At 41.9% G+C, this 20,027-nt stretch carries 21 protein-coding genes and 1 pseudogene; 4 read left to right on the forward strand and 18 right to left on the reverse strand.

Annotated features, from left to right (window positions below; all coding sequences use genetic code 11):
- Nucleotides 1–80: 80 nt before the first annotated feature.
- The 12 genes and pseudogenes from HMPREF9189_RS10165 to tsaB all read right to left on the reverse strand — a co-directional run bounded on the left by HMPREF9189_RS10165 (nt 81) and on the right by tsaB (nt 10,890).
- The gene (locus HMPREF9189_RS10165; protein WP_000875646.1) at nt 81–2,423 is read right to left on the reverse strand and encodes a CAP domain-containing protein; all 2,343 of its coding nucleotides are present in this window, start codon (nt 2,421–2,423) and stop codon (nt 81–83) included.
- 137 nt (nt 2,424–2,560) lie between these two features.
- A complete protein-coding gene (locus tag HMPREF9189_RS10170) occupies nt 2,561–3,391 on the reverse strand; it encodes an amino acid ABC transporter substrate-binding protein (RefSeq protein WP_000724946.1) in 831 nt (276 codons plus the stop codon).
- 102 nt (nt 3,392–3,493) lie between these two features.
- Nucleotides 3,494–3,817 carry an AzlD domain-containing protein gene (locus HMPREF9189_RS10175; protein ID WP_000253944.1) on the reverse strand — a complete coding sequence of 108 codons (324 nt, stop codon included), beginning with the start codon at nt 3,815–3,817 and terminating at the stop codon, nt 3,494–3,496.
- Complete coding sequence (locus tag HMPREF9189_RS10180) at nt 3,807–4,502, reverse strand: AzlC family ABC transporter permease (protein ID WP_000659745.1); 696 nt, start codon at nt 4,500–4,502, stop codon at nt 3,807–3,809. Before HMPREF9189_RS10180 ends, HMPREF9189_RS10175 begins: the two co-directional genes overlap by 11 nt.
- Before the next feature lie 158 nt (nt 4,503–4,660).
- A complete protein-coding gene (locus tag HMPREF9189_RS10185) occupies nt 4,661–5,887 on the reverse strand; it encodes an MFS transporter (RefSeq protein WP_000862374.1) in 1,227 nt (408 codons plus the stop codon).
- 70 nt (nt 5,888–5,957) lie between these two features.
- Nucleotides 5,958–6,609 (reverse strand): annotated as a pseudogene (locus tag HMPREF9189_RS10190) (lysostaphin resistance A-like protein).
- Between the two features lie 11 nt (nt 6,610–6,620).
- On the reverse strand, nt 6,621–7,295 hold the full coding sequence (locus HMPREF9189_RS10195; protein WP_000676512.1) for a CPBP family intramembrane glutamic endopeptidase: 675 nt from the start codon (nt 7,293–7,295) through the stop codon (nt 6,621–6,623).
- An 18-nt stretch (nt 7,296–7,313) separates the two neighbouring features.
- Nucleotides 7,314–7,523, reverse strand: coding sequence for a hypothetical protein (locus HMPREF9189_RS10200; RefSeq protein ID WP_000933482.1), 210 nt, complete (start codon nt 7,521–7,523; stop codon nt 7,314–7,316).
- Nucleotides 7,524–7,805: 282 nt separating this feature from the next.
- Complete coding sequence (locus HMPREF9189_RS10205) at nt 7,806–8,669, reverse strand: XRE/MutR family transcriptional regulator (protein WP_000572838.1); 864 nt, start codon at nt 8,667–8,669, stop codon at nt 7,806–7,808.
- A 103-nt stretch (nt 8,670–8,772) separates the two neighbouring features.
- Nucleotides 8,773–9,783, reverse strand: coding sequence for a tRNA (adenosine(37)-N6)-threonylcarbamoyltransferase complex transferase subunit TsaD (gene tsaD / locus HMPREF9189_RS10210; RefSeq protein ID WP_000655079.1), 1,011 nt, complete (start codon nt 9,781–9,783; stop codon nt 8,773–8,775).
- Entirely contained in the window at nt 9,773–10,210 is a 438-nt protein-coding gene (rimI, locus tag HMPREF9189_RS10215) for a ribosomal protein S18-alanine N-acetyltransferase (RefSeq protein ID WP_000569812.1), read from the reverse strand. Before rimI ends, tsaD begins: the two co-directional genes overlap by 11 nt.
- Entirely contained in the window at nt 10,207–10,890 is a 684-nt protein-coding gene (gene tsaB / locus HMPREF9189_RS10220; RefSeq protein ID WP_000865729.1) for a tRNA (adenosine(37)-N6)-threonylcarbamoyltransferase complex dimerization subunit type 1 TsaB, read from the reverse strand. Before tsaB ends, rimI begins: the two co-directional genes overlap by 4 nt.
- 189 nt (nt 10,891–11,079) lie before the next feature.
- On the opposite strand from tsaB, the gene cibA reads away from it, so the two are divergent.
- Both cibA and cibB read left to right on the forward strand, forming a co-directional pair.
- On the forward strand, nt 11,080–11,265 hold the full coding sequence (gene cibA, locus HMPREF9189_RS10225; protein WP_000180840.1) for a fratricide two-peptide bacteriocin subunit CibA: 186 nt from the start codon (nt 11,080–11,082) through the stop codon (nt 11,263–11,265).
- A 1-nt stretch (nt 11,266) separates the two neighbouring features.
- Complete coding sequence (gene cibB, locus HMPREF9189_RS10230; RefSeq protein WP_000588594.1) at nt 11,267–11,410, forward strand: fratricide two-peptide bacteriocin subunit CibB; 144 nt, start codon at nt 11,267–11,269, stop codon at nt 11,408–11,410.
- A 309-nt stretch (nt 11,411–11,719) separates the two neighbouring features.
- Here cibB and HMPREF9189_RS10235 read toward each other — a convergent pair whose 3' ends face one another.
- The gene (locus HMPREF9189_RS10235) at nt 11,720–11,935 is read right to left on the reverse strand and encodes a hypothetical protein (protein WP_000492025.1); all 216 of its coding nucleotides are present in this window, start codon (nt 11,933–11,935) and stop codon (nt 11,720–11,722) included.
- A 284-nt stretch (nt 11,936–12,219) separates the two neighbouring features.
- Here HMPREF9189_RS10235 and HMPREF9189_RS10240 point away from each other — a divergent pair, with 284 nt between their 5' ends.
- The gene (locus tag HMPREF9189_RS10240; protein WP_000639582.1) at nt 12,220–12,453 is read left to right on the forward strand and encodes a DNA-dependent RNA polymerase subunit epsilon; all 234 of its coding nucleotides are present in this window, start codon (nt 12,220–12,222) and stop codon (nt 12,451–12,453) included.
- A 1-nt stretch (nt 12,454) separates the two neighbouring features.
- On the forward strand, nt 12,455–14,134 hold the full coding sequence (locus HMPREF9189_RS10245) for a ribonuclease J1 (protein WP_000331989.1): 1,680 nt from the start codon (nt 12,455–12,457) through the stop codon (nt 14,132–14,134).
- 37 nt (nt 14,135–14,171) lie between these two features.
- Here the strand turns inward: HMPREF9189_RS10245 and mnmG are convergent, their stop codons facing one another.
- The 5 genes from mnmG to argH form a co-directional block, all read right to left on the reverse strand.
- Nucleotides 14,172–16,085 carry a tRNA uridine-5-carboxymethylaminomethyl(34) synthesis enzyme MnmG gene (gene mnmG / locus HMPREF9189_RS10250; RefSeq protein ID WP_000221916.1) on the reverse strand — a complete coding sequence of 638 codons (1,914 nt, stop codon included), beginning with the start codon at nt 16,083–16,085 and terminating at the stop codon, nt 14,172–14,174.
- The gene (locus HMPREF9189_RS10255) at nt 16,075–16,506 is read right to left on the reverse strand and encodes an NUDIX hydrolase (protein ID WP_025168534.1); all 432 of its coding nucleotides are present in this window, start codon (nt 16,504–16,506) and stop codon (nt 16,075–16,077) included. The genes mnmG and HMPREF9189_RS10255 overlap by 11 nt, the downstream gene beginning before the upstream one ends.
- A gap of 8 nt (nt 16,507–16,514) precedes the next feature.
- Nucleotides 16,515–16,970: an NUDIX hydrolase gene (locus HMPREF9189_RS10260; RefSeq protein ID WP_000193653.1), complete on the reverse strand. Its 456-nt coding sequence runs from the start codon at nt 16,968–16,970 to the stop codon at nt 16,515–16,517.
- A gap of 140 nt (nt 16,971–17,110) precedes the next feature.
- A complete protein-coding gene (gene mnmA / locus HMPREF9189_RS10265; RefSeq protein WP_001282940.1) occupies nt 17,111–18,232 on the reverse strand; it encodes a tRNA 2-thiouridine(34) synthase MnmA in 1,122 nt (373 codons plus the stop codon).
- A 376-nt stretch (nt 18,233–18,608) separates the two neighbouring features.
- Nucleotides 18,609–20,000 (reverse strand): argininosuccinate lyase, encoded by a 1,392-nt coding sequence (argH, locus tag HMPREF9189_RS10270; RefSeq protein ID WP_000042243.1) that lies wholly within the window; start codon nt 19,998–20,000, stop codon nt 18,609–18,611.
- Nucleotides 20,001–20,027 lie beyond the last annotated feature (27 nt).

The following is a 20,027-nucleotide window of genomic DNA, read 5'->3' on the forward strand; positions in this document are numbered from 1 at the left end:
TAAGCTAATATTAAACGACATTCGCTTCTGGACCTCTACATAAAAAGCTAGCTAGCTGCTCGCTAGATAGCTTTTAAGAATTATTTACCTTGTCTTCTGCGTCGTGTTGCGATGCCTGCTAAGCCGAGGCTCGCAAGTAAACCGTAAACTCCGAACAGAGTCGTTTGTCCATCTACACCTGAGTTTGTTCCTGTATTTGGTAATGCTTTTGTAGAAGCTTTTTCTCCAGGTTTATTAGCTTCTGCACCTTGAGGTTTATCAGCAAGTTTACGAAGATCAAATTCTGGAAGTGGGGCTTGAATTGGTGCATTTTTTGGTAGGCCAATAATCATTCCATCTTTTTCTGCCACTTTTAGCATATTTTCTGCTTCAAGTACATCTAATAAAGCTTGTAGCTTCACTTTGGCTTCTGCTAGGGCTGCTTGAGCCACTTTCAATTCAGCCTCTGCTTGATCACTAACTTTCTGAGCCTTTGCTCTATCCTCTTCTGCTTGCTTCAATGTTGTTTCTAAGGCTGATGCTTGACCTTTCAAGGCCATTGCTTTATCGCGTTTTTCTTCTGCATTCTTAATAGCTGTAGCCAATTCTGCTACCTTGGCTTGCAAGGCTTTTAGATTTTGGCTTGCTTTAGTTGCCTCTTGTGATTTTGTAGCAACTAATTCAGATTTTGCTTTCGCATCAGCAGTTAAGGTTGCCAAATCAGATTTAGCTTGTTCCAAATCCTTTTTAACTTGTTCACGCGCATTGACTAAATTATTGGCTTGTTTATTTAATTTATCCAAGTTTGCTAACAAGTCCGCTTTTTTAGTTTCAGTAGCTACTTTTTTAGCATCTTTGTCAGCTTTTTCTGCTTTCAACGATGCAAGTTCAGCCTTAAGATCAGCAGATTTGTCAATAACTGTTTTTTCAACATATACAAAGTGATGCTCAGGCAAGAACTTCATGCGTTTACCATAGAAGGTCGGATGCAATTTATCGTCTTCATTAAAGGCATAGAAATTAGAACGGTATTCCTTCACTGTTTCAGGTGTATAGGCATTACTTATATATGTATGATAAATATAATTAGGATTTTTTCCTTCAATTGTTCCTTGGGCTACACCTACTTTTCCTCCAACCGGTGTAAGCAGGGCTCTGCGGTGTCCGTAGTCGATTCCTTTTATATTATTAAAGTCTGCATACCAAGCTAAGAGTGATTGATAAGCAAACTGTTTATAAGTCATGATCTTATCGAAATTATAAATCGTTTGACCGTTTTTAACTTCCACAAAGTTTGGTCCACCATCGGATCCAGGAATTAGATAAGACATTCCAATATTTTCTACACGAACATCTTCTCCATCTGGGTGTGATAACTTGGTATCATGGCTGAGGACTCCAGTGGTAGCCATTTCATTTGAACGTTCTTGTGCATGTTTAATGTAGGCTTCATCTAGGGCTAAGTCTTGTGTAACACCATTAGCATGACGGAGTTCATTTACTAGCTCAATGAAAGCTTCTGTCAATTTGCGATTGTCCACAACAAACTTAAAGACTGGTCTTGTTTTATATTTGGATGGATTTGCATTGTAGTCAGCCATAGCCTTAGTGAAGCGTTTCATTTCTTCAGTTGCTTCTATTTCAACTTCACGAACACCTTGGAAGTAAACATTCTCCATCAAAGGATTGCCTGAGGCATCTTTAGGACGATATTGCTTGTTATAGTCATAATCACTATCAAAAGCTGGAGCTTTACGTCCTTGTTCTTCTGGATTCAAGACCTTTTTCAAAACTGTTGGTTTGTAATTATCAAGCTCCTTTTGTTTGTCTGCGATCTTGTTCGCTACTGCATTTGCTGCTTTCGTTTGTTCTTGAAGAGACTGATCGGCTTTTTTAACCTCGTTTTCTGCATTAGAGATTTGATTTTTAAGACTTTCATCAGTCATGCCATCTAGTTCAGCTTGTTTTTCTTTTACCTCTGCTGCTTTAGCGTCACGCTTTTCATTGGCAGATTGGCTAGCTGTTTTAGCTTCTGTTTCTGCAGATTTAGCTGCTGTTGCTGTAGATTCTGCATTTGCCAAAGCTTTGTCAGCTTCCGCTTTTTCAGCACTCTTCTCAGATGCTACCTTTGATTCCTTTTCGATGATAGCATCAGCATTTTTAGCTATCTCAATAGCTTTCTTAGTATCGGCAATCTTCTTATCAGCCTTGGCTACATCCTTTTTAGCCTCCGCTTCTTTCGGAGCTTTTTCATCTACAGAGGCTTGAGCTTTTTTAACTTCCTCTTGCGCATCTGTAATCTGTTTTTCAGATGATGATGGTGCAACAGCTTTTTCCTTAGCATCTACAGGCTTTTCATTAGCTTGAACTTCCTGATTTATCGCACTTGCTGCTAACAAAGCAGTCGCTAATGTAAATGAGGATAGAACTTTTTTATATTTCATGACAATCTCCTTTAAAGGTATTATATACTATTATAACCCATGTAAGCGCCTTCTGTCAAAGGATATGAGGTAAAGAGGTCATTTTTTGAATGTGCTTACATAAAAAATACCCCTGTCATTAACAGAGGTGTTTTTAATTATTTAATGTCAGCTTCTGCTGGAAGATAAGTGTCTCCGAAGAATTGTTTTGACAATTTTTCAAGCGTTCCGTCTTTGTAAAGTTCTTGGATACGTTTGTCTACAAATGTTTTCAACTCATCTTGACCTTTAGCAAGAAGTGGGTAAACGTAAGGTTGTTGGTCGCTTGGAAGTTCAATAACTTTCAGGTTGTCCAAACCTTGGTTTTTGATAACTGTCTCTACACCGATTTTATCAAAAATCTTGTAGTCAAACTGACCATCGCTCAAGCGAGACATGATTTGTTGGAAATCAGCCTTGGTGTAGTTAAGAACCGTTGGATTGTCAGCGTGTTGTTTGTTGTAATCTTCTAGCTGTTTAGCTGATGTTGTCCCTTGAACAACTTCTGTTGATTTTCCACCGATATCATCAAGCGATTTAATGCTAGAATCATCTTTCTTCACTACAAGGACGTTAGGATTTTTAGCAGTTGGAGCTGCATAAAGGTACTTTTCAGCACGTTCTTTGGTATAGCTGATATTGTTCACAGCCATTTGGTAGCGATCGCTATCAAGGCCTGCAAAGACACCTGACCACTCTGTCTTTTCAAACTTGACATCGTATTTGTCAGAGTCTTTAAAGATAGCACGGACTACTTCAATCTCATAACCAGTTAACTCACCATTTTCTTCGTAGTTGAATGGTTTTGGTGAAGCATTGGTTGCAACGATAATTTCTTTCTTACCAGCTGCTTCTCCTTCTTTCTTAGCTCCACCTGAGCAAGCTGCTAATACACCTGCGGCAACAAGTCCCAGAGCAGCAAGAGATGAATATTTAACGATTTTTTTCATGTCATTTCCTCCAAAATAGAATACTTTACTATCTTAACAGAAAATATTTTTTTTCGCCATTATATGATTTCTATCTCGGTGATAGGTTTTTCTTATGGCTGACTAAAAGACCAGACGCAAGACTGCAATCAAGACCACCCCAAAAAGAACTGTCCCCACTAGATTGCGGTAGCGAAAGGCTATCCAAGCCGTTGGAAAGACTGCTAAAAAGTCCAGCCATTTGATCTGAGGAAGGCTCCCAACCTTGCCAGTCACTACGCTTGAAAGAATCAAGGCAAAGATAATGGAAACAGGCAAGAACTTCAAAAAACGCTCAACGATAGCTGGCAAACCCTTGTACTTGACCAAGATGAAAGGAATCATACGGGGAACCCAAGTCACTAGGCCTGAAAAGATAACGGCTAACAAAAGATATTTACTGACCATCTAAGACCACCCCCATGGTACAACCTAGCAAGGTCGCAAAAAGAACAGCTAGCGACTGAGACACCACTGTCAAGAGCAAAAAGAAGGACACCGCAACAACGGCTAGGATCATCAGTAGATTCCGTACAGGAACCCGTCTTTGCATAATCTGAAATTGCGAGGTAAAAATCCCGATAAACATCCCAACAAGGGCAAAGTCCAAGCCAAAGACTTCAGGATTTGGAAGAAGGCCACCTAAAGCTGTCCCCGCAACTGTCCCAACAAACCAGGCTACATAACTATTGAGATTGTTCCCGTGCATCCACATGGGATGGACTTTATCTGTATGGGCTAATTCTCCCATCAAAACCCCGTAGGTCTCATCTGTCAAGAGACTGGACATGCCGATATTTTGCCAGAGACTAGTATGGCGGAAATAGGTCGATGCATGCAAGCTCAGCAAAAAGAGGCGCAAGTTGATCAAAAAGACTGTCATAGTAATGGCTGCGACAGGCGCTTGTACTGCAATCAATGCCAACATGGCAAACTGGGCGCTCCCAGCATAAACAAAGAGGCTCATCAAGCCCATCTCAACAGGTGTCACATAGGGCGCACCGATAATCCCACAGGCCAGTCCGATACTGACATAACCAAGGGCCGTTGGCATGGCTGCCTGTGCACCTTCCCAGAATCCTTTTTCTTTCATCTTTCTCCTCATATTCTCTCCAATTGAGTCTGTTCGTCATCACAGCCACAGCACTGACTATTATAACATATTCAAAGAAGAGAAAAAAGTCTGCTGATTTTGGCCATCATAAAAAGACTGGCAATCCAGTCTCAAACACCTATTATACAAATTTTCCGCTAAATGCTCTCACGAATATTCAAGAGCATGACAAATGCGGTTAGGAGTAATAGCAATAGAATAAAGCTGACTGCTAGGGTCCCAAAACTTGTAGCAATCGTTACGAAAACGATTGTGAATAGACTTGGTAAAACAACCGTAATAGCACCAATAGAGGATTGAACCGCTCCCATTGACTCCTCAGGTATTTGTTTAAAGACGAGTTCTTGCAATCTAGGAGAGAGTATTCCTGCGATGAAGGCATCCAAAGAGCTGAAAAGCAGAATCAAGCCAAAATGAACTGTGGCAAATCCTACTAGAAGGAGTAACTGGATGACGACCGAAGCGTATAGAGCTGTTTTTATAGAAATCGTATTTTTCAAATAGCCACTTACAAGACTTCCGACAATAAGTGCTGACAATTCTAGTGTTGATAACAAAGCGAGTGATTGACCAGTTTGTAAATCCAAAAACGGTTGGTTTCTTAAAAAAAGAGTCGAAATAGGAACAGTGACATTGATCACAGCTTGGCTGATAGAGACGATAAATAAAATGAAGATCACTCTATCCAAATTCCAGATCAATTTTGATGATTGGAACAAATGCTGGCAAAACGATTTTATAGAAAGACCTTCTTGATAGTTAATTGTTTTTTCAACTTTCAAAAGATCATTTTTTATGAAGAGAATACCTACAAATGCTATCAGAAACGCCAGAGCGTTTAGCAAGGAAATGAACTGAATGGAAAGAATTCCTAGTAAAACCCCTCCTAGAATATTACTGATTGTCCGAACTAAACTAACTGTTGATTGTTTAAAGCCAATAGCTTCTGTCAGATGTTCTTTCCCAATGATTCTTATAAAAATAGGAGTTAGCATGGCTCCTGAAAAGTAACTCAATGTATCCGACAAGAGATTCATTAAACAAATAAAGAATACAAGCCATAAGGAAAAGGACCGCCCTGAAAGCGAAAGTGCCACTATAGCATAGAGTACAAATTTGACAAGACTAATAACCGTATACTTTAGAACACGATGGTGTTGAAAGTCAGCCAAAACTCCCATAAAGATTTGCAGGACTTGAGGAACAGTCTCTGAAATCGTGATGAGTAAAATCGCCAAGGGAGCAAACGAAGCATCTGCCACATAATTCAAAAAAGCAAGATAAAAAATCGTATCCCCAACCGTTGAAATCCACTGGTTGATGGTTAATTGCCTAAAATCTCTATTTTGAATAAATACTTTCATCGCAACTCCTTTTTGAATTCAAATGGGAACTTTTCCCCAAGGATAGACCGATATTATTGAGCACCTAAAATTACAGCAACGGTAAAATTTGACCAATGCCATTGTAGACTATGTGCAGTCCAATAGGCCAATAAATGGACTTTGTCACTCTAAACAAGACTGCAAATATGAGACCACCACCCATATATGAGAAAAAGTCTGTCAAAACCCAACCATGATTACTAATGTGCAAGATTCCAAACAAAGCAGCCGAACCGAGCACATCCAGTCCCCATTTCTTTCCTTTTTCCAGAGCGGTCATCACCAATCCACGATAAATCATCTCTTCAAAAATAGGACCTGCAATCACAGGATAGAAAAAATACATAAAAAATGCCGTAGCTCCTGTAAAAGTAGGAACATCCAGTTGATAAGCAATTTCATTTTTTGTGGGTGGGAAAAGAAAAAAGGTGACGAAATTCCAAATAACAAAAGCAAGAAGAGCTAGAAAGGAATAAAAAAGATAGGAACCTCTAAATTTTCTGCCATTTCCCCGACCAAATCATAGCAATAAGAGCAAATAAAACCACAAGAAAATTCAACATCATATCCGACAGATAATAGGCAAAGTCAGATAGACCAGTAACAAGGTCGCTGCGTAAAACTAGACCACTGAACTTCTGGTCAGCAATAACTAGTAGAAAAGCTATAAAAAGGTAGTAGCGTGAGATTATCTTTTTCATATTTCATCTTTCTAATATCCAAACACCAATAAGCTCACGATAATTAAAAAGGTATTCCACAAGATGTGGAGTGCCATTGACCAATAAATTGAACGTGTATAACGAAAGAGCATGCAGAGTAGCAGACCTGCTCCTGCATAAATGATGAAGTCTGTTATCACCCATCCATATTGCAAAACATGGATAAGACTGAATAGAGTTGAGGAAACAATTATATCAACATAGCGCTTTTTAAATTTAGATAAGGCTGTCATCAGAAGTCCACGGAAAACTAACTCCTCAACTATCGGAGCAATAAGACTGCCGTAGAAAATACGTGTCACAAAATAACTAATTCCCGTCAAATTGGCTACGGTTTCTTTTATAGCACTCCCATTTTGCGTGCTGGGAAAGATCCGAGTCGTTATATTTACCCACAAAAACATCAATATAAAGGAAAGAAAGAAGATACCCAGATAGGACCAACGAAACTGGAATCGACCGTACTCTTTCCAACGTTGACTCTTAACAAGAACCACAGTAGCAGCAATTCCTTCAATTACTATCAATAAAATTTGAATCCCATAAAATCCAAAATCTGATAATTGATCCATAAACTCTAATCTCACTACTAAATTAAAAATCAAGTAATAGGACACAAGCACCAAAATGGTCCCTAGATAAAATTTCGTTTCTTTCCCTTTCATAGTTGATCCTTTTAAGTTTTATTTACGTCTTCTTTCAGCCAAACCTGCCCAGAGTCCTTTCATCCAATCAAAAGCTCCGTAAGGGCTTGGTCCAATACCTCCGCCTCCCCAAATCGGTAAAGCAATTCCACCACCATTGCCTGGGTTAACCACAAGGTTTCCTCCGTAAACTGCCTCTAACTCCACTTCTGTTAGTTCCATTGTTTCTGCAAATTGTAAATTCAACATCATTTACACTCCTTCAATTATGTTATTTGTAAACCACTTCTGCGACCTAGGATTTGCTTCAAATGTCTTACAAGGACAGTATAACACGAAAATTGGCTTATTTTAGAAAATCGCATATTTGATATTTTTTCTCATGGAAATTTCACATTTGCGATTTTGATTGATTTGATTATTTCACTGATATAATATAGTTACCATTATGTAGGAGGACATGAAATGAAGAAACAAATCATAGCATTATTGACAATCGTTGCTGATATTATTATCATTTCCCATCTTTAGCTAATCGATAAGTTCTTTATATTGCTGTAAGCGTAGTTCAAAAAGGGCTGTTAATTGTGGATTTTCTAATATTTGCAGAGATTGGATAAAGTGTTCAATCTCTTTTTGATTGCTCCTCTTAGTTTGAAGGAAAATGCTCATCTTCTTTAAAAACTGCCACAATAATTTCTCAAAAACATCGTATGGTCGGAGCATGCTCTCCAACTCGGCTTCAAAGATTGGGATATAGGAAAAAAGTTTGCGTTCCATGAGCTCTGAGATAATATTTAACAGCCCTTGTTTCATATACAGTCTATTGTGTGCCAATTCTTTAAATTCCTTTGATTTTTCAAGTAAAGAGGTTGATAAAAAGATTAGGTCCTGATTACTCAAGAAGGGCATGGTGTTACAAAAAAGATAGAGTTCAAACCAGGTCCAAGACTCGATAGCATAAAGGTAGGTGGTCAAAAACTCACGATCCTCCTCTTCGAGTAGATAGCTTTTATCCAAGGAATGGATAGCATTTTTAATCACAATAGCATTTAAACGACGATAAGTCTGTGCCATCTGTTCCTGCTCAACTTCCTCTAATAGTTGCTCTAAGCCAGCTATATCTTGATGGGCAAAACGATCTACAACTTTTCGTCCAAATCGCATGTGTGGGGATTCTTGATAGTTGTTGAGCTTGTGTCCAAATTCATCGAAGGTCACATTTATCCCTTGGATAGCTAGGATCAGCTTATCCGCAGACAGCATAGACTGTCCCAGTTCAAACTTGGATAGCTGGGATGCTGTCAGTCCATCACAAGCAATATCTGACTGCTTGAGTTTTCGCGCCAGACGCAGTTCCTTGTAAAATTCTCCCAATTCCATTCTCTCAATCATCTGACCACCTCCTAATTTTTACATATTATATCATCATTTTTACATTTATGTCAAAATATTCTGACATTTTCCGGAGTTAAAAAGCCAGCCTCAAGCTGACTCTTTATTCTATGGTATCAAAGGCGAGACTCGGTTTGGCATTAAGGTCCAAGTCTGCAAAGTTTTCTTTATTCCACTCGCTGACGCTGGCATAGGCAATCATACCTGCATTGTCTCCGCAGAGGCGCAGAGGTGGGATGATGACCTTGACATCTGTGATTTCAGCTGCTAGGCGTTCTCTGAGCCCTTTATTAGCTGCCACACCACCTGCCACAACTAGGGTTTTTACGGGATATTTTTCTAAAGCCTTCTTGGTTTTTGCCATGAGAATATCCATGACAGTAGCTTGGAAGGACGCACACAAGTCCTCTGTAGACAGGCTTTCTCCCTTTTGCTCGGCATTGTGGTGAAGATTGATAAAGGCAGACTTCAAACCTGAGAATGAAAACTCTAGATTGTCCTCCTTAATCATGGCACGAGGGAAATCATAAAGATCCTGCCCCTGATGAGCTAGCTCATCAATCTCGCGACCTGCTGGATAGGTCAAGCCCATGACACGGCCGACCTTATCATAGGCCTCACCAACTGCATCATCCCGAGTTTCCCCAACAATCTTATAATCCCCAGCCTCAGAAACATAGACCAACTCCGTGTGCCCACCGCTAACCAAGAGAGCTAGCAAGGGAAACTCCAAAGGCTCAACGCTCTGAGCCGCCATGAGGTGGCCAGCCATGTGATTGACGGGGATAAGTGGCAGGCCATGTGCCCAAGCAAAGGCCTTGGCAGCTGACAAACCAACTAGCAGAGCTCCAACCAATCCAGGTCCGTAGGTAACCGCCACAGCTGTTACATCCTCTTCGGTAATTCCTGCTTCTGCCAGTGCTTCCTCGATACAGGCTGTAATAACCTCGACATGGTGACGGCTAGCCACTTCTGGCACTACGCCCCCAAAACGTTTGTGACTCTCAATTTGACTCGCAATGACATTGGACAAGAGCTGGTCGTCGTTTTTTAAGACAGCGACACTGGTTTCATCACAGGATGTCTCAAATGCTAAAATATATCTATCCTTCATCTATTTCTCTCTTCATGATAATGGCGTCCTCAACTGGTTCATGATAGTAAGCCTTTCGCTCAGCGATGATCGCCATCTTTTCTTTCTTGTAAAATGCTTGCGCTCGTTGGTTTGACTTTCTGACTTCTAGGAAAATTTCCTTATCTACCGGCAATTGAGTAAACAAGGCTGACGCAATCCCCTGGCCCTGATAGGCTCCTTTGACAGCGATTTGCAGGACTTCTGCCTCAAAGAGATTCTCCTGCACAGCTAGAAAGCCAATCACTTCTGCCCCATCATAAGCTAGAGCGTACCAAGTCTGGTCTTGGGACAGGTCTGCTTGGATTTGTTCCAGCGTCCAAGGGCTGACTGGGTAAACAGCTGCCATGACAGCATAGATGGCTTGAGCTAGTTCAGGCTGTTTTTGGATTCGTTTGATTTCTATCATAAGCGTTTAATGTAAGACTCACCAGACTCGGTGTGGTTCTTGAGCCAATTTTCCTCGGCTTCGACACGCTTGAGGTAATTTGGCACAAAGTCGTGCAAGGAGTCTTCTTTCTTGTCCCATGCCCAAAGAGCTAGATTAGCTACATTTGGCAAGGTTTCTTGGTAGCTAGCTTGTGGTAGCTGTTCTTGGATCTGCTCCACAAAGGGACCAACTTCTCCGACAAAGGTTACCTGTTCAGCATCCGTGACTTTTTCTAGCACTTCCGCAAAGGACAGGTGTGCTTCAGGGAAGACAGGTTGAGCATTTTCATAAAATCCTGCATAAACATTATTGCGACGTGCATCCATGATAGGAACCACCAAGCCTTCTTGTTGGCGTGGCACCAGAGCCAATAGACTAGACATCCCAACTAACTCAATGTTCAGGGTATGAGCCAAGGTCTTGGCAGTTGCTACCGCAATTCGTAAACCTGTGTAGCTACCAGGTCCCTCTGCCACCACGATGCGATCCAAATCTTTGGGCGTCAGATCCAGACTCGACATCAAAAAATCGATGGCAGGCATGAGGGTAATACTGTGATTCTTCTTAATATTAATCGTCGTCTCGGCAAGAACCTGCTTATCCTCTAAAATGGCGAGAGAAAGAGCCTTGCTAGACGTATCAAAAGCTAATACTTTCATAACACATTCCTATCTTTTTGTCTGCTTACTATTATACTACAAAAGCTGACGCATGGGAATTTTCTTTGCCCCCAAACAAAAATGCCTACACTTAACTAAAAAACAATTCGCAAATAAAATTCAAAAAATCTTCACTTTTCCTTTTCTTTTCCGAATATAAAAGTGAACAATAAAAAGGAGGAAAGTTCAATGACAAATTTTGACGTTCTTGATAATCAATTTTTATCCCTGTCTGAAAATGAATTATCAGATATTGATGGCGGTCTCGCTCCCTTGGTTATCTTTGGAGTAGCAGTATCTTGGAAAGCTATCGCAGGTGGAGCAGCACTTATAGGTTCTGGTTTGGCAGCTGGTTATTTTTTAGGAGGAGATTAATATGATTAAAGATTTGAACAACTATCGTGAAATTTCTAATAAGGAATTGCAAGAAATCAAGGGTGGTTTTGGTGTAGGTGTTGGCATCGCTTTATTCATGGCTGCTTACACTATCGGGAAAGATCTTCGTAAGAAATTTGGATAAGTCATGCTAGATAAAAATTACATTTTTAGAAGGGTTAACTTTTTTCTCTTCTTCGGCTATTGCTTGCTCTATCTTCTAAATGATTTAAACATAACTAGGATCCCCTTACCAATTGACCTATCTGTTTGTATTGTTTTATTTTTATGCTTCAACTCTATTTTTGAACAGAAGAATTGTTAACATAAAAATAAGAGTAAATTCTGAAAGCAAACATTTATTCCATTGTCATGTCATTTTAGAAAAATGCAAAAACCACCTCATCTATCAAGATGAGGTGGTTTTTCTCTATATTTAGATGAATAATTGAGCTCAAACATTTAAACCAAAGTGAAAAACGAGCCATACAACGTAGGTGACAAGGAGGAGAAAAATTGAATAGAGCGTCACAAAAGCAAGCTTCCAAAGGAATTTTGTTTTACGGTGCTCTAGATACGTAAAAATAAGATTTCCACCATAGACACAGGCTACAAAAACTATAAACATCAAGAGGCGAACCCCTACTGCAAATTCAAACAAACTAAACATCCTTAATCCTCCTTATTTTAAAAACTATAGGAAATATTCCCATCCATAAACTTCCCTTTCCATTATAACACCTTAGAGCTATCCAACCAAGCCCTACCTGTCTTTTTGCTCCTTCTTTCCCTCCCGACTTTCTCCATTTCCGTCTTTTACTAATTTTTCATTTTGTGGTATAATTGAAATAATTGTAACGAATCAAGGTCAATCTAGACACAAAATGGAATGAAATCAAGCAAATCTCTGCTAAAAGTTTGGAATAAGTTGACCTATAAATAGAAAGGAACTATATGATTTACAAAGTTTTTTATCAAGAAACAAAAGAACGTAGCCCACGTCGTGAAACAACACGCTCACTTTACCTAGACATCGATGCCAACTCAGAACTTGAGGGCCGTATCGCTGCTCGCCAACTTGTCGAAGAAAACCGCCCAGAGTACAACATCGAGTATATCGAACTCTTGTCTGACAAATTGCTAGATTACGAAAAAGAAACTGGCGCTTTCGAGATTACGGAGTTCTAATATGGCCTACACTCTTAAACCTGAAGAAGTCGGCGTTTTTGCCATCGGTGGTCTGGGAGAAATCGGGAAAAACACATACGGAATTGAATACCAAGATGAGATTATTATCGTTGATGCTGGGATTAAATTTCCAGAAGATGACTTGCTGGGTATCGACTACGTTATCCCCGACTACTCTTACATCGTAGACAATATCGACCGCGTCAAGGCTGTTTTGATTACCCACGGACACGAGGACCACATCGGTGGGATTCCATTCCTGCTCAAGCAAGCAAATGTCCCTATCTATGCTGGACCACTTGCCTTGGCTTTGATCCGTGGAAAACTCGAAGAACACGGCCTCTTGCGCAACGCCAAACTTTACGAAATCAATCACAACACTGAGTTGACCTTTAAAAATCTCAAGGCAACTTTCTTTAGAACGACTCACTCTATTCCAGAGCCTTTGGGGATTGTCATTCATACTCCTCAAGGGAAAATCGTCTGTACGGGTGACTTTAAGTTCGACTTCACTCCAGTTGGAGAACCTGCAGACTTGCACCGGATGGCTACCCTTGGTGAAGAGGGTGTGCTCTGCCTCCTCTCTGACTCAACTAATGCAGAAGTGCCAACCTTTACCAACTCTGAAAAAGTCGTTGGTCAGTCCATCATGAAGATCATTCAAGGTATTGAAGGACGCATCATCTTTGCATCCTTTGCCTCAAATATCTTCCGTCTCCAACAAGCAACAGATGCCGCTGTTAAGACTGGACGTAAGATTGCGGTCTTTGGACGTTCTATGGAAAAGGCCATTGTCAACGGAATCGAGCTTGGCTACATCAAAGCTCCTAAGGGAACCTTTATCGAGCCAAATGAAATCAAAGACTACCCTGCAGGCGAGGTTCTTATCCTCTGTACAGGTAGTCAGGGCGAGCCGATGGCAGCCCTCTCTCGTATCGCTAACGGAACCCACCGTCAGGTACAACTCCAACCCGGCGATACCGTTATCTTCTCTTCTAGTCCAATCCCTGGAAATACCACTAGCGTCAACAAGTTGATTAACATTATCTCAGAAGCTGGTGTCGAAGTCATTCACGGAAAGATTAACAATATCCACACCTCTGGACACGGTGGTCAGCAAGAGCAAAAACTCATGCTCCGCTTGATTAAGCCCAAATACTTCATGCCTGTCCACGGTGAATACCGTATGCAGAAAGTCCACGCTGGACTAGCAGTGGATACAGGTGTCGACAAGGACAATATCTTTATCATGAGCAATGGTGATGTACTTGCCCTCACTGCTAACTCTGCCCGTATCGCAGGGCACTTCAATGCTCAAGATATCTATGTTGATGGCAATCGTATCGGTGAAATCGGCGCTGCTGTCCTCAAAGATCGTCGCGATCTATCCGAAGACGGTGTCGTTCTAGCAGTCGCAACTGTTGACTTCAAATCGCAGATGATTCTGTCTGGTCCAGACATCCTCAGCCGAGGCTTTGTCTACATGAGAGAGTCTGGAGACTTGATTCGTCAAAGCCAACGCATCCTTTTCAATGCTATCCGTATCGCATTGAAAAACAAAGATGCTAGCATCCAATCTGTCAATGGTGCTATTGTCAACGCTATTCGTCCCTTCCTTTATGAAAATACGGAACGTGAACCGATCATCATTCCAATGATCCTCACACCAGATGAAGAATAAAGCAACAAAACAGCTCCGAAGACGGGGCTGTTTTTCTCTATGCTTTCTTTTCTTGATTCTTAGAAATACTACGATTTTTACCTTCAAGATACACCATCAAAATAGAAATATCTGCTGGGTTTACTCCCGAAATACGGCTGGCTTGGCCGATGGTTTCTGGATTGATGACTTTGAACTTCTGACGGGCTTCCGTCGCAATAGAATCAATATCATCCCAATCAATATTGGCTGGAATGCGTTTTTCTTCCATGCGTTTCATCTTGGCAACCTGATCCATGGCTTTGGAAATATAACCCTCGTACTTGATCTCTGTTTCAATCAATTCAATGACCTTGTCATCCAAGTCCTCTGCAGCTGGACCGATGAAGGCCACCACATCTTGATAAGAAACTTCTGGGCGACGGAGAAATTCCTTGGCTGTCACCGCATCTGTTAACGGCTTGAAGCCCATCGCTTCAACCTTAGCATTGGTTTCCTGGACTGGCTTAAGTTTGATGCTGTCGAGACGCAGCATCTCATTGTCAAATTGATTTTTCTTAATCTCAAAACGAGCCCAGCGTTCATCATCCACAAGCCCAATCTCACGTCCCATCTCGGTCAAACGCATATCAGCATTGTCATGACGTAGGATGAGACGGTATTCGGCACGACTGGTCAAGAGACGGTAGGGTTCAATGGTTCCCTTGGTTACCAAGTCATCAATCATCACCCCGATATAGCCGTCACTGCGCTTCAAAATCAATTCAGGCTTGCCTTGGATTTTCAAAGCCGCATTGATACCAGCGATAATCCCTTGACCAGCAGCCTCTTCGTAACCTGACGTTCCATTTGTCTGACCAGCTGTGAAAAGTCCTGAAATCTTCTTGGTTTCCAGAGTCGCACGCAATTGGTGTGGCAAGACCATGTCATACTCAATGGCATAACCTGTTCGCATCATCTCTGCATTTTCCAAACCTTTGATGGAATGAACCAGCTCGCGTTGGACATCCTCAGGCAGACTGGTTGACAAGCCTTGGACATAGACTTCCTCTGTATTGCGTCCTTCTGGTTCAAGGAAGAGCTGATGGCGTTCCTTGTCCGCAAAGCGCACAATCTTATCCTCAATCGACGGGCAATAACGAGGTCCCACTCCCTTGACCACACCTGTAAACATAGGCGCACGGTGGAGGTTATTTTGGATAATCTCATGACTGGTACCATTGGTGTAGGTCAACCAGCATGGCACCTGATCCTTGACATAATCCTCATCGCGCGAAGTATAAGAGAAGTGATTGGGTGCTTCATCTCCTGGCTGAATCTCAGTCACATCGTAGTTAATTGAAGAAGCCTTGACACGTGGAGGCGTTCCTGTCTTGAAACGACCGATTTCGAGACCCAGTTTCTTAAGATTGTCAGCAAGGTTAATCGAAGCCAAGCTGTGGTTTGGTCCTGATGAGTACTTGAGATCCCCGATGATAATTTCCCCACGGAGGGCAGTCCCTGTGGTCACGATAACGGCCTTAGCAGCATATTCCTGATGGGTCGCTGTACGAACACCAACAACCTTGCCATCTTCCACCAAAATCTCATCAATCATGGTTTGACGGAGGGTCAGATTCTCTTGATTTTCAACCGTCTTGCGCATTTCCTTAGAGTAAAGCTCCTTGTCAGCCTGCGCACGAAGGGCACGAACGGCAGGACCCTTCCCTGTGTTGAGCATCTTCATCTGGATGTAAGTCTTGTCAATAGTCTTGGCCATCTCACCACCGAGGGCATCAACTTCACGCACGACAATCCCCTTGGCAGAACCACCGATAGAAGGATTACAAGGCATGAACGCCAACATTTCAATGTTGATAGTCGCAAGCAAGACCTTACAGCCCATACGGCTAGCAGCTAGGGATGCCTCCACCCCAGCGTGTCCCGCACCGATTACAATAATATCGTATTCTTCCGTAAAATTATAAGTCATTTCTTAACCTTTCAAAAATTTCTCGTAAATAAGGAACTATCTTCTCCTCCTCTAGAGCTTGATCCATAGTAACCCATTTAAAGTGCGTATGCTCTTCAGGATCTAATCTGATAATTGGCTTCTCCCCAACCCACTCTGCTTTATAAACTAAGCGAGTAAAGACAGTATCCTTAGAGGTATCCAGTTGACTATCTTCGTGAAGAAGTTTGAGCGAATTGCTATCTAGCCTAACTCCCGCTTCTTCAACACATTCTCTAAGAGCTCCATCTCGCGGAAGTTCACCCTTTTCAACCCCACCACCAGGAATATCCCAGTAAGTTGGATAAACGTTGGGTTCTCCTCTTTTAATTTCCGAACGCTGAATGAGCAAATAATCATCACCACTATGAACAAGTACATGGGCAATAAGCTTAACCATTATTTTCTCTCCTATTCCTCAAGATGAATGTGTCTTAGTTGGCCGTCCCAATCGGGTAAGGCTGTTTTTAAAAAGGCTGGAACTAACTGGTAAGCCTCAAGCTTATCCAAGTCAATCCATTCACAGGGTTGCATTTTCTCATCTTCCTGCATGGTCAATGGGGCATCCTCAAGCAAATCCACCAGATAATGAAACTCGATATTGTGATAGGAAATACCGTCTTGTTCAAAACGATTTTCAACCACGAAAGCTAGTTGGCTAGCCTCAGATTTGACACCTAGTTCTTCCCTCACTTCACGAACTACAGCGTCCTCCGTTCTTTCATTGACTTGAATCGCACCGCCAATAGTGTAATACTTGCCCTTATCTTTGGTGACTAGGAGCTTGCCATTTTGGACAATCAAGGCTGTCGCCCGAACACCAAAAACCGTATTCCCCACTTTTGTCCGAAAGTCTTGCTGAGTCATTCTTGTCCTTTCCCTTAAACGACACAAAAACAGTCAAAACTCCAAAGAAGTGCAGGACAAAAAAGCCTGCAACATCCATGAGCTTTGACCATCATTTCTATTGCTTTTATTATTGTAGCAAATTAAGAAAATTTGTCAATCTATATGTACTGACAAACCTTACCGTTACGGTAAGCATTGTCAATCAAGCCACCACCGAGACACTCTTCGCCATCGTAAAAGACAACTGCCTGTCCTGGTGTGATGGCGCGTTGCGGTTCTGCAAAGATGACCTCTGCCTTGTCTCCTTTGACATGGACTGTCACCTTAGAATCCGGCTGACGGTAGCGGAACTTAGCCGTACATTCGAGCGTAAACTCTTCTGGCATCTCACGAGTAAAGTGAACTTGACTGGCCTCTAGACTTGTTGACATGAGCGAATCATGGTAGAAACCTTGTCCGACATAGAGGATATTCTTGCTGAGGTCTTTTCCAACAACGAACCAAGGCGCATTATCACCGCCGTGTTGTCCACCGATACCCAGTCCACCACGCTGGCCAATCGTATAGTACATAAGGCCTGCATGCTCGCCCATATCGCGACCATCCACAGTCATCATGCGACCAGGCTGAGCTGGTAAGTAGTTGCTGAGAAAGTTTTTAAAGTTCTTTTCTCCGATAAAGCAAATCCCTGTCGAATCTTTCTTTTTAGCAGTGGCAAGTCCTGCTTCTTCTGCTAGTTTTCGTACCTCAGGCTTTTCCAGATGTCCCAAGGGGAACATAGTCTTTTGGAGTTGTTCTTGCGAAAGTTGGCTGAGGAAATAGGTCTGGTCCTTGCCATTGTCCACGCCACGAAGCATGTGAACGATACCATCCTCATCACGCGCCACTCGAGCATAATGCCCCGTCGCTACATAGTCTGCACCCAAGGTCATGGCATAGTCCAAAAAGGCCTTGAACTTGATTTCCTTGTTGCACATAACATCTGGATTTGGCGTACGTCCTGCACGGTACTCCGCTAGAAAATACTCAAAGACGCGGTCCCAGTACTCTTTTTCAAAATTGACAGAGTAGTAAGGAATGCCGATCTGGTCTGCAACCGCAGCCACATCCTTGTAATCTTCGGTCGCCGTACAGACGCCGTTTTCATCTGTGTCGTCCCAGTTCTTCATGAAGATACCGATCACATCGTAGCCCTGCTCCTTGAGCAAGAGAGCCGTCACCGACGAATCAACACCACCACTCATCCCCACAACAACACGTGTTTTAGAGTTATCACTCATGGTAAGTCTCCCATCTATTCGTTTATTCATACCCTTCAAAATTCTATTTACTATGACTTTCAATAGAATTTCTTTAAGTATAGTCTTTTCGTTTGCTTTTAGGACTAGGCAACGAGTCGCAGGCATAACTTGAGTTCGCTCAATCAGTCTGGGAGACTGATTGAGGTTATAAATCAGACAAGCTCTGCTTGCATCTCATTTCGAGTTAACGACGTAATAAAAGATAAACGAAATGACTAGTTCACGATTGAAGGTCGTGTGTGCTTCAACGATTGAAGGTCGCTTGAGCAGTATTCATTATAACACGCTTGGTTGGAGAAGACAAGAAAGAGGCTGATAAATCATCTCAGCCTCTCTTTCATACTTTGCAAATGAATCAATTTTCCCCTTTAAGTTCTTTCTTCGCTTGTTCTATCTGGTATTTCACTTGCTCAAAGCCGCTTCCTCCTAAGGAATTCCGTCTCTGAACAGCGGTTTCTGGACGCAAGTAGATATAAATATCCTCTTCAATCAGGGGATGGTAGACTTGCAACTCCTTCAAATCCCAATCTTGGATATTTTTACCATGCTTGATAGAGTCTAGAACCAATTTCCCTACAATTTCATGTGCTTCTCTAAAGGGGAGGCCTTTTTCTGCCAAATAATCTGCCAGTTCGGTCGCATTCGAAAAATCATTCTCTGTAGATTGCTGCATTTTGACCTTATTAACCTGCATGCTCGATAGCATACCTGCCAACACATCCAGAGAATTTAAAATCGTTTCTACTGTATCAAACATGCCTTCCTTGTCCTCTTGCAAATCCTTATTGTAAGCCAGAGGCAAAGACTTCATGACGGTCAATAGTCCAAGTAAGTGCCCGTAAACCCGTCCTGTCTTCCCTCGAATCAACTCGGCCATATCAGGATTTTTCTTCTGGGGCATGATAGATGAACCCGTTGAAAAGCTATCAGACAAGCTAATGTACTGATACTCAAAACTGCACCAATTGATGATTTCTTCACAAAAACGACTCATATGCATCATCAAAATGCTGGCATTTGATAGAAATTCCAAGATAAAATCACGGTCACTCACAGCATCCAAGGAATTGGTATAAGGTTGTTGGAAGCCCAGTAAATCACTCGATAATTGACGATCGATTGGAAAAGTTGTCCCCGCTAAGGCAGCTGCACCCAGTGGAGATAGGTCCGTATGTTTCAGGTTAAATGCGAATCGCTCGCTGTCCCTTTGAAACATATTGTAATAAGCCATGAGATGGTGGGCAAAACTAATCGGTTGGGCGTGTTGTAAATGGGTATAGCCTGGCATGATGGTTTCCACATGTTTTTCAGCCAAATCCAGCAAAACACTGTTCAGATTCGCCAACTTATCCAAGACATGGCCAAGCTGCTCCTTTAGATATAAGTGCATATCCGTTGCGACTTGGTCATTCCGAGAACGAGCCGTATGTAGTTTCCCAGCCAGAGGACCGATTTTCTCTGTCAGCAACACTTCCATATTCATATGAATATCTTCATTTGCAATATCAAAATGAAGCTCTCCTGCCTCTAAATCTCGCAACAAAGCTTGCAGACCATCTTGGATCTGCTCTGCCTCTTCCAAGCTCAAAATCCCAGTCTGTCCAAGCATTTGAACATGAGCTAGGGAACCCATCAAATCAAATTTTGCCAGCTGGTGGTCAAAGGAAATACTCGCACCGAACTGCTCTACCCAATCTTCCACAGTGCCTTCAAATCGACCACCCCATAATTTTGTATTTTTCGACATATTCTGTCGTCCCTTTCTATCGCGTCA

Source organism: Streptococcus sp. oral taxon 071 str. 73H25AP, from assembly GCF_000146755.1.
Taxonomy (GTDB): Bacteria; Bacillota; Bacilli; order Lactobacillales; family Streptococcaceae; genus Streptococcus; species Streptococcus oralis_T.

Bases quoted from the DNA above. Each gene is read 5' to 3' on its own strand.
- HMPREF9189_RS10165 (WP_000875646.1), bottom strand. From the start codon at position 2,423: ATGAAATATAAAAAAGTTCTATCCTCATTTACATTAGCGACTGCTTTG.
- HMPREF9189_RS10170 (WP_000724946.1), bottom strand. From the start codon at position 3,391: ATGAAAAAAATCGTTAAATATTCATCTCTTGCTGCTCTGGGACTTGTT.
- HMPREF9189_RS10175 (WP_000253944.1), bottom strand. From the start codon at position 3,817: ATGGTCAGTAAATATCTTTTGTTAGCCGTTATCTTTTCAGGCCTAGTG.
- HMPREF9189_RS10180 (WP_000659745.1), bottom strand. From the start codon at position 4,502: ATGAAAGAAAAAGGATTCTGGGAAGGTGCACAGGCAGCCATGCCAACG.
- HMPREF9189_RS10185 (WP_000862374.1), bottom strand. From the start codon at position 5,887: ATGAAAGTATTTATTCAAAATAGAGATTTTAGGCAATTAACCATCAAC.
- HMPREF9189_RS10195 (WP_000676512.1), bottom strand. From the start codon at position 7,295: ATGAAAGGGAAAGAAACGAAATTTTATCTAGGGACCATTTTGGTGCTT.
- HMPREF9189_RS10200 (WP_000933482.1), bottom strand. From the start codon at position 7,523: ATGTTGAATTTACAATTTGCAGAAACAATGGAACTAACAGAAGTGGAG.
- HMPREF9189_RS10205 (WP_000572838.1), bottom strand. From the start codon at position 8,669: ATGATTGAGAGAATGGAATTGGGAGAATTTTACAAGGAACTGCGTCTG.
- tsaD (WP_000655079.1), bottom strand. From the start codon at position 9,783: ATGAAGGATAGATATATTTTAGCATTTGAGACATCCTGTGATGAAACC.
- rimI (WP_000569812.1), bottom strand. From the start codon at position 10,210: ATGATAGAAATCAAACGAATCCAAAAACAGCCTGAACTAGCTCAAGCC.
- tsaB (WP_000865729.1), bottom strand. From the start codon at position 10,890: ATGAAAGTATTAGCTTTTGATACGTCTAGCAAGGCTCTTTCTCTCGCC.
- cibA (WP_000180840.1), top strand. From the start codon at position 11,080: ATGACAAATTTTGACGTTCTTGATAATCAATTTTTATCCCTGTCTGAA.
- cibB (WP_000588594.1), top strand. From the start codon at position 11,267: ATGATTAAAGATTTGAACAACTATCGTGAAATTTCTAATAAGGAATTG.
- HMPREF9189_RS10235 (WP_000492025.1), bottom strand. From the start codon at position 11,935: ATGTTTAGTTTGTTTGAATTTGCAGTAGGGGTTCGCCTCTTGATGTTT.
- HMPREF9189_RS10240 (WP_000639582.1), top strand. From the start codon at position 12,220: ATGATTTACAAAGTTTTTTATCAAGAAACAAAAGAACGTAGCCCACGT.
- HMPREF9189_RS10245 (WP_000331989.1), top strand. From the start codon at position 12,455: ATGGCCTACACTCTTAAACCTGAAGAAGTCGGCGTTTTTGCCATCGGT.
- mnmG (WP_000221916.1), bottom strand. From the start codon at position 16,085: ATGACTTATAATTTTACGGAAGAATACGATATTATTGTAATCGGTGCG.
- HMPREF9189_RS10260 (WP_000193653.1), bottom strand. From the start codon at position 16,970: ATGACTCAGCAAGACTTTCGGACAAAAGTGGGGAATACGGTTTTTGGT.
- mnmA (WP_001282940.1), bottom strand. From the start codon at position 18,232: ATGAGTGATAACTCTAAAACACGTGTTGTTGTGGGGATGAGTGGTGGT.
- argH (WP_000042243.1), bottom strand. From the start codon at position 20,000: ATGTCGAAAAATACAAAATTATGGGGTGGTCGATTTGAAGGCACTGTG.